Origin of the sequence: Rhizobium lentis, assembly GCF_014200175.1 — a bacterium.
Lineage (GTDB): Bacteria > Pseudomonadota > Alphaproteobacteria > Rhizobiales > Rhizobiaceae > Rhizobium > Rhizobium mulingense.
In genome coordinates this window covers 1-6675 of sequence record NZ_JACHBD010000033.1, presented here as the reverse complement: position 1 = coordinate 6675, position 6675 = coordinate 1, and the positions used below count along the sequence as shown (strand labels likewise).

Here is a 6675-nt window from a genome sequence, read left to right as displayed (position 1 = left end):
CAATTGGCATCGCCCGCACGGCAGCCTACAATCCAAACCGCCCGTCAGTAGACTCGGCCTAATCAAGGACAACCTGTTGAGGCTCCACATCTAGATGCACATGAGGCGTTTGTTATCGAAATGATCGATGATCGCAAGGACGTGACGCTCGATGAAATGGTCGGGCGCCTGTCGACTGAGCGGCAGGTCACCATCAGCCGGAGCGCGCTTGTCGTTCGATTACCTGACGGACGCCGCCGTTCAATTCGCCGATCAGCAACCGATCTTGCAGCCGCTTGGCCGGAAGCGCGGAGCGAGTCGAAGTCGGCGCCTCGCATCAGCGTTCGAACCCTGCTCACATTGATGCGCCACTTAAACAGCATGGTTACCTTCCGTTCGTAAGCGTCCGGCGAGCGGATTTTGCTGATCGGGCAAATCGGGCGATGTTCTGGCATTAGAACCAGCATTGGTGTAAGCGCCGCCTCCATCCCATTGAATCCGGATATTCCTGAGCATTGAGGTCCGTGCCAGAACGGCTCCGGCAAGAGCTGGAGATTTGGCATGGCGGATGATGAGGGGTTTGTTGGGCGCTTCGAGGTTGTCGAGGCCCGTCGTGGAAACCGGCGGTGGCCTAATGATCTGAAGGCGCGAATTGTAGCAGAGAGCCTTCAGCCGGGTGCGCGGGTCATTGACGTTGCCTGCGGAGCTGGTGCCAGCCTTGCTTTGCGAGAACAGCGAGCCATTTGAGCCTGCCTTTGTGCCTTTGGCGATTACGACGGAGCCGCGGCGGCCTGCCGATGCTTTGCCGATAGCGGATGCAATCGAGGCCAGTTCGGGGATCGTCACATTAGAAATCGGCTCAGACCTCGTGGTGCGGGTTCCCGGGGATGTGCCGGTTGATCGGGTTGCTGCGTTGGTGCGGGCGATGCGAGGGATGGTGTGATCGTCGCGGGCCAACGATTGCCGATCCTGATCGCAACACGGCCGGTGGACTTTCGCTGTGGCCATCAGGCTCTGGCATTGATGGTGCAGAGCGAGTTGAAGCTTGATCCGCATTCGGGGGTGACGGTGATCTTCCGGTCGAAGCGCGGGGATCGCCTGAAAATCCTGGTGTGGGACGGCACCGGAATGGTGTTGATCTACAAGGTTCTGGAGCAGGGCAACTTTGCCTGGCCCAAGGTGCAGGATGGAACGATGCGCCTTTCGCGGGCTCAATACGAAGCCTTGTTCGAAGGGCTCGATTGGCGGCGGGTGATGGCGCAACGGGTGACAGCGCCGGCTGCGGCAGGATGACTCACTGGCTCGTTTTTGGCGTTGTTGTTTTGTTGGGCTTTTCTGCTTCAACTTGCTATGAAGCTGCATGTCGCAGCCGATCGATCACAGCCAGTTCCCGGACCTTCCTCCCGAGGTATTGAACGCCTTTGCGGCGGTTCAGTTCGAGCTGTCGGTCGAGCGTGCGGCACGTCAGCATAAGCAGGCGGTGGTGGCCGAGAAGGACGCCTTCATCACCGAGCTGAAGGAATTGATCGAGAAGCTGGAGAGCCAGGTTCAGGACTATCGGCGCACGAAGTTTGGGCCGAAATCGGAAAAGCTCGATCCGACGCAGATGGAATTGGCGCTGGAAGATCTTGAATCGGCGATTGCCGAAACACAGGCCCAGATCGCCTTCGTCGAGGAAAAGATCGCGGCCAGCGCAGTCGATCCCGAAAAGGCTGTTCCTCGCAAGGAGCGCAAAGCACGCGCATTGCCGCAGAACCTGCCGCGGGTCGAGCGGGTAATCGAGCCCGATAGCATTGCTTGCCCCCTGCGGTTGCGGCAACATGGTGCGGATCGGCGAAGATCGGACGGAACGGCTCGACCAAATTCCGGCTTGCTACCAGGTGATCGTCACGATCCGTCCTAAATACGCTTGCCCCAAGGGCCGCACGGGCGTGGTTCAGGCCAAAGCGCCGGCGCATCTGCTGGAAGGTAGCTGGCCGACCGAAGCCCTGTTGGCGCAGATCGGCGTGTCCAAGCATTCCGAACATATGCCGCTCAACCGTCAGGAAAGGAGAATTTGCCGTTGCCAATGCGTCCCCTTCGTGGTCCGGCGCCGCACGAAGTGGGCGTGACGCCAGCAACCCGCGCGTGCACAGCATTCTCCATAATCCCGGCTATGCTGGGGCCTTTGTCTATGGTCGGCGGCGGCAGACTGGCGGACGCGTTCGTCAGGACGTTTATCGTCCGCGGACGACTACGGTCCCCATCGCGGACTGGGAGGAGTTCATGGAGAACCAACGGCGATTGGAGAACAACATCAACCACTACGAAGCCGGCCATTCGGGCGCGCCGCGCAAGGGGGCCGCACTGCTGCTGGGCATCGCTGTCTGTGGGCGGTGCGGTCGCCGGATGAGTTTGCGCTATAGCGGCCCTGCTGGAAACTATCCCGTCTACACATGCCGCGCCGACCGCGGCCACGACGGAGGGCCGTTATGCCAGGAGGTGCGCGCTCTGCCGGTCGATGCACGCGTCGAAAGCATTCTACTCCAAGCTCTGACGCCGGACAGGATCGCTATCGCCGTCGCCGCACTGGGCCAGAGGGAAGAGGAGGCACGTCAACTCGAGCGTCAATGGGCTCTGCGGCGCGAACGTGCGCGCTACGAGGCGGAAAGGGCACGGCGCCAATATGATGCAGTCGAGCCTGAGGACCGCTTGGTGGGCCGTTCGCTGGAACGAGGAGGGGAGGAAAAGTTGCGCGCAGCCGATGCCATCGAGCAGAACTATGAACGGTGGCGGTCTGACGAGCCCCTCGTCCTGAGCGAGGCAGATCGCGACGGGTTACCGGCACTCGGCGAGAACCTGCCTAGCATCTGGCGTGCCCCATCGACCACGGCGGCCGAGCGAAAGAGCATCTTGCGCCTCATTATCTGCGAGGTCGTTCTCGACCAGAAACGGCTGCAAGGACAGGTCTGGTTCAAGATCCTGTGGCAAACGGGAGCGACGAGCGAGCACTCTCTCCAGAGGAGAGTTCACACCTACGGCGACTACCTCAATATCGACAAATTACGAACGCGCGTGACGGAGCTGAACGCCGCAGGCAAAATGGACAAGGAAATCGCGTCGGCGCTGAACCCGGAAGGCTTCCTTGCCGCACAGAATTGCGCCTTCAAAGGTGACAATGTCTAGATCTTGCGCAGACGCTGGGGTATTCCCACGGCCAATCAACGGAACGAGTCCCAATCCCTTCCGATGGCCAGACGGAACCTATTCCGTCCAAGGAGCTGCTGTAGCTCTTGGCATTACGCCACAGACCATCTTCAAATACCCGGCACGCGGCCTGATTCAAGGTCGGCAGCTAGTGAAAGGACAACCATGGTATATCCAATTGATGGAGGACCAGATCGACATTCTGCGCTCTCGCGCTCAACACAATAGACGATCGAGGAAACAGGCATCATGAAATCATTGGTGACGCGGTGGTCGCCACAGCTTGCTCGACAGACTTTTGCATCATGCCGTCGTCGTCCAAATCGAGGGATCAAGTTACAGGCTGCGTCAACATGCCGAATTGATGCCTGAACACGTACGATCCAAGGCTTTGATCACCCCGCCATCTTTCACCCCGCCGCAACGCCCACGCGGAAGACCACGGAAAAAAACCCAATTCTCCACGTCGTTGGGAGCGGCATATGGGAATTTTACTTCGGCACTTCTGGGGAAATTTCGCCCGGCATTGACAGCATGATTCATCGTGCCGCAGGCGCTGTCAGCCCGTTAACAAAGGCCGCCTGATCTTGGCCGGGCGGATCTTTTTCCAATCGATTCCAGCCAGCAACGCCATCAGCTGAGAATGGTCCAGGCGCATCCGTGCCGCCGAGATCCTGGGACAGAAGAAGCTTTGCTTTTCTAGGGCTTTCGAATAGAGGCAGACCCCGCTGCCGTCCCACCAGACGATCCGAATACGATCTGCCCGCTCCGACCGGAATACGTAGAGCGCACCATTAAACGGGTTGAGACCGCCATCCCTCACCAGCGCCATCAAGGAGGCGGCTCCCTTGCGGAAGTCGACCGGCTGGCACGACACATAGACCACCACACCAGACGCGATCATCCCTTACGAACCGCCGAGAACCTTGACGAGGTGATCGAGGTCAACATCACCACCGGCCCGCACCACGACATCGCTCACCACAATTTCCACCACCGAACTGTTCACCGCTTCAAAGCGCGTGAACTTGTCTGGTTTTCTCGGTCCCTCCGTCAACGGGGCAACCGTTCCGGACGAAAGCGCCTTGCGACGCCACGCATAGCGCTGCGACGGGTCCCCTCAGAACGCGCAGTCGCCGAAACATTGCCACCAGGCGGAAACGCCTCCGCGACAAGCCTAATCTTCGTCCGACCGGCGTCGAGACCGAACCGGCTCAGCCGTCAAAACCTCAATGGCGATGATACGAGCTTTTCAAGAACCAAGACGTCGTAATGCTTTCCACGGTCGTAAAAAATCTCTGGAAGGCATCCAGCGACTGAAAATCCACATTTCGTCTTCGCAAAAGAGATGACGCCGGGCGCATCTTTAAAAACCATTGCGAAAATGCAGTGCAGGTCGAGCACACTTGCTCGATTCAGAACAGTTTGCGCAAGAGTCGACCCAATTCCGTTCCGACGAAATGTCTCTTGGACATAGAGCGACATTTCGGCTGTGTGCCTAGCATTTTCCGCGACGCGAAATCTCGTGAGCGCTGTCCAGCCGACGACGGCATCGTTGTCAACGCATATATAGGTCTCAAATGACGGACGTGCTTCGAACAGAAATTCTCTCATTTTTTTGATGCTCCAGGGGCGAGTTCCTTGTGTTGATTCCCCTGCGCAACACGCCGCGTTATAGATGTTTGTGACGCTTGGCAGGTCACCTGTTCCCAACGGGCGGATTTGGTACGACATCAGCAGATCCTCCGATCTCTTTCCGCATAGTGGGCGGGTCTATCCCCCATCTATCTCACAGTTACGTTCTCTAAAGCGCGAGGCAATCCTACCCGAGCTGATAGCTTGTGAAGACAGGTCTGCCCGTTGTTTGTTAGGTGTGTTAAACGACGGATCGCGATATCCGCGCTCTAGGCTTAACGAAGAATCTGGCGTAGGGGCGGACGCCGAGTTGTCATTGATAGACCCTACATCGATGCTGAGGCACACAACGCACCGTAGAATGCCTTGTTGCCCGCCTAAACATGGACGGATAAGTTAGATAAATGTTTCGACGTGCAACTTATGCCGATGCCGGTGACATGGCGAAGATCTACAATCAGGCGATGAAGCCCGGCATCTTTGCTATAAGTCAAATTGCTCCCGACACTCACAACGAACGGATTTCTTGGTTGAGCGAACATCAAGAGCCATATCCTGCATTCGTCTATGAGATTGATCGCACAGTGATCGGCTGGTGCTCATTGAGTAGGTTTTCTGTGCGCCCTGAATATGCGGGTGTAGCCGAGACATCGCGCTACATTGATGAGAATCATCGAGGACAAGGAATTGGCAAACTGATGCATGCACAATTGGTCAAAACTGCAACCAAGTTAGGATTTCGGCTACTGGTATCGCGTGTAAATGAGAGAAATACGCCCAGTATGAAGAGTGCCAATGTCTTCTTTCGGCAGGTCGTGGTGCTTCACGAGGCGACATGCATCCATGGTGAATGGCACAACGACGTTTGGCTGTGGAAGAAATTGCGATAAAGTTGCAAATCGGCGAACATGTATACGCGAGGGGTTGGAGTGGATGCCTCTCCCGACAGTATCGCAATGTGCCAGAGTGATGGTCGTAGAACGTCACTTAGAGGAGATTGCATCCATGAAGGGGGCCTTGAACTGGCAAAGTGAGTGTTTCAGGTTCATGCCGCTGAAAGCAATGGCGCGGTTGTCGTGCGGAGGCGAGGAACTGTCACGCGGTCTTTGCGACCACCGAACTATCAGGCACATGAGATTGGCAAGGTCAAGAGGTTCCGCCTCTTACCTCCCGTTTATGCGAAGCCCTCAGTCGAACATCGGAAAAATAACGCGAGGCGGTCGTCGATGCGGCTCGTAGTACCCGAGACAAAGAATCAGCAAACGCTTCCATGATCTTCCGGGGGCCGCGGCGCCGGAAAGGATCAACGGCGATCCGGCGTAGTGTTCCCGTTCGGACTTTCTCAGATTGGGGTGATCCCGCACCCGGCTTTGTCGAGGCGGATCTCGTTTTTCACTCTGGCCCCTACGCGAAGGGTGCTTTCTCGCAAACGCTGGTGTTGACCGATGTCGCCACGGGCTGGACGGAATGCGCGCCGCTGCTGGTTCGCGACCAAACGGTACTGATCACAGCGTTGGCCGAACTACGCAAGTTACTGCCGTTCCCGCTCCTCGGCTTCGACACCGACAATGACAGCGTCTTCATGAACGAGAGCGTTCATGAGTATTGCTTGCGCGATAATATCGAACTCACCCGTTGCCGCCCCTACCGGAAGAATGATCAGGCATTTGTCGAGCGGAAGAATGGAGCGATCGTGCGTAAGATCGTTGGATACCGGCGCGTCGAGGGACTGCAAGCCACACGGGAGCTAGCCAAGCTTTATTCATCAATTTCTTTCAACGTATCCATCCGAGCAGGGCCGCGGGATTTCGGGCGCCGCGCGTGGTAACGTCGGTTGATGGAGATCGATGAGGACAAGATCGACGATGCCGTTTT

General features: G+C 57.3%; 7 protein-coding genes and 5 pseudogenes. 9 read left to right on the top strand and 3 right to left on the bottom strand.

The window, feature by feature from the left end; genetic code table 11:
* Positions 1 to 120 precede the first annotated feature (120 nt).
* From GGI60_RS32880 to GGI60_RS31760, 7 genes and pseudogenes are all read left to right on the top strand, one after another.
* Positions 121 to 381: a hypothetical protein gene (locus GGI60_RS32880; RefSeq protein ID WP_409527289.1), complete on the top strand. Its 261-nt coding sequence runs from the start codon at positions 121 to 123 to the stop codon at positions 379 to 381.
* Between the two features lie 159 nt (positions 382 to 540).
* Positions 541 to 922 (top strand): annotated as a pseudogene (locus GGI60_RS32720) (IS66 family insertion sequence element accessory protein TnpB).
* Entirely contained in the window at positions 919 to 1272 is a 354-nt protein-coding gene (tnpB, locus tag GGI60_RS32410) for an IS66 family insertion sequence element accessory protein TnpB (RefSeq protein ID WP_183920464.1), read from the top strand. Before GGI60_RS32720 ends, tnpB (GGI60_RS32410) begins: the two are co-directional and overlap by 4 nt.
* A 67-nt stretch (positions 1273 to 1339) precedes the next feature.
* A pseudogene (locus GGI60_RS31450) lies at positions 1340 to 2042 on the top strand (IS66 family transposase zinc-finger binding domain-containing protein); the annotation flags it as partial.
* 64 nt (positions 2043 to 2106) lie between these two features.
* Positions 2107 to 2214, top strand: a pseudogene (locus tag GGI60_RS32715) (hypothetical protein); the annotation flags it as partial.
* 30 nt (positions 2215 to 2244) lie between these two features.
* Positions 2245 to 3144 (top strand): zinc ribbon domain-containing protein, encoded by a 900-nt coding sequence (locus tag GGI60_RS31445; protein ID WP_210316835.1) that lies wholly within the window; start codon positions 2245 to 2247, stop codon positions 3142 to 3144.
* Positions 3145 to 3416: 272 nt separating this feature from the next.
* Positions 3417 to 3703 (top strand): annotated as a pseudogene (locus GGI60_RS31760) (ATP-binding protein); the annotation flags it as partial.
* A 21-nt stretch (positions 3704 to 3724) separates the two neighbouring features.
* On the opposite strand, the gene tnpB (GGI60_RS31440) reads toward GGI60_RS31760, so the two are convergent.
* From tnpB (GGI60_RS31440) to GGI60_RS31430, 3 genes are all read right to left on the bottom strand, one after another.
* Positions 3725 to 4069, bottom strand: a complete 345-nt coding sequence (tnpB, locus tag GGI60_RS31440; RefSeq protein WP_183920468.1) for an IS66 family insertion sequence element accessory protein TnpB — start codon at positions 4067 to 4069, stop codon at positions 3725 to 3727.
* Between the two features lie 3 nt (positions 4070 to 4072).
* Positions 4073 to 4222, bottom strand: coding sequence for a hypothetical protein (locus tag GGI60_RS31755; RefSeq protein ID WP_210314644.1), 150 nt, complete (start codon positions 4220 to 4222; stop codon positions 4073 to 4075).
* A 164-nt stretch (positions 4223 to 4386) separates the two neighbouring features.
* Complete coding sequence (locus tag GGI60_RS31430; RefSeq protein WP_183920470.1) at positions 4387 to 4899, bottom strand: GNAT family N-acetyltransferase; 513 nt, start codon at positions 4897 to 4899, stop codon at positions 4387 to 4389.
* A 305-nt stretch (positions 4900 to 5204) separates the two neighbouring features.
* Between GGI60_RS31430 and GGI60_RS31425 the strand changes: the two genes are divergently transcribed.
* Both GGI60_RS31425 and GGI60_RS31420 read left to right on the top strand, forming a co-directional pair.
* The gene (locus tag GGI60_RS31425) at positions 5205 to 5690 is read left to right on the top strand and encodes a GNAT family N-acetyltransferase (RefSeq protein ID WP_183920472.1); all 486 of its coding nucleotides are present in this window, start codon (positions 5205 to 5207) and stop codon (positions 5688 to 5690) included.
* 398 nt (positions 5691 to 6088) lie between these two features.
* A pseudogene (locus tag GGI60_RS31420) lies at positions 6089 to 6568 on the top strand (integrase catalytic domain-containing protein); the annotation flags it as partial.
* Positions 6569 to 6675: the final 107 nt, after the last annotated feature.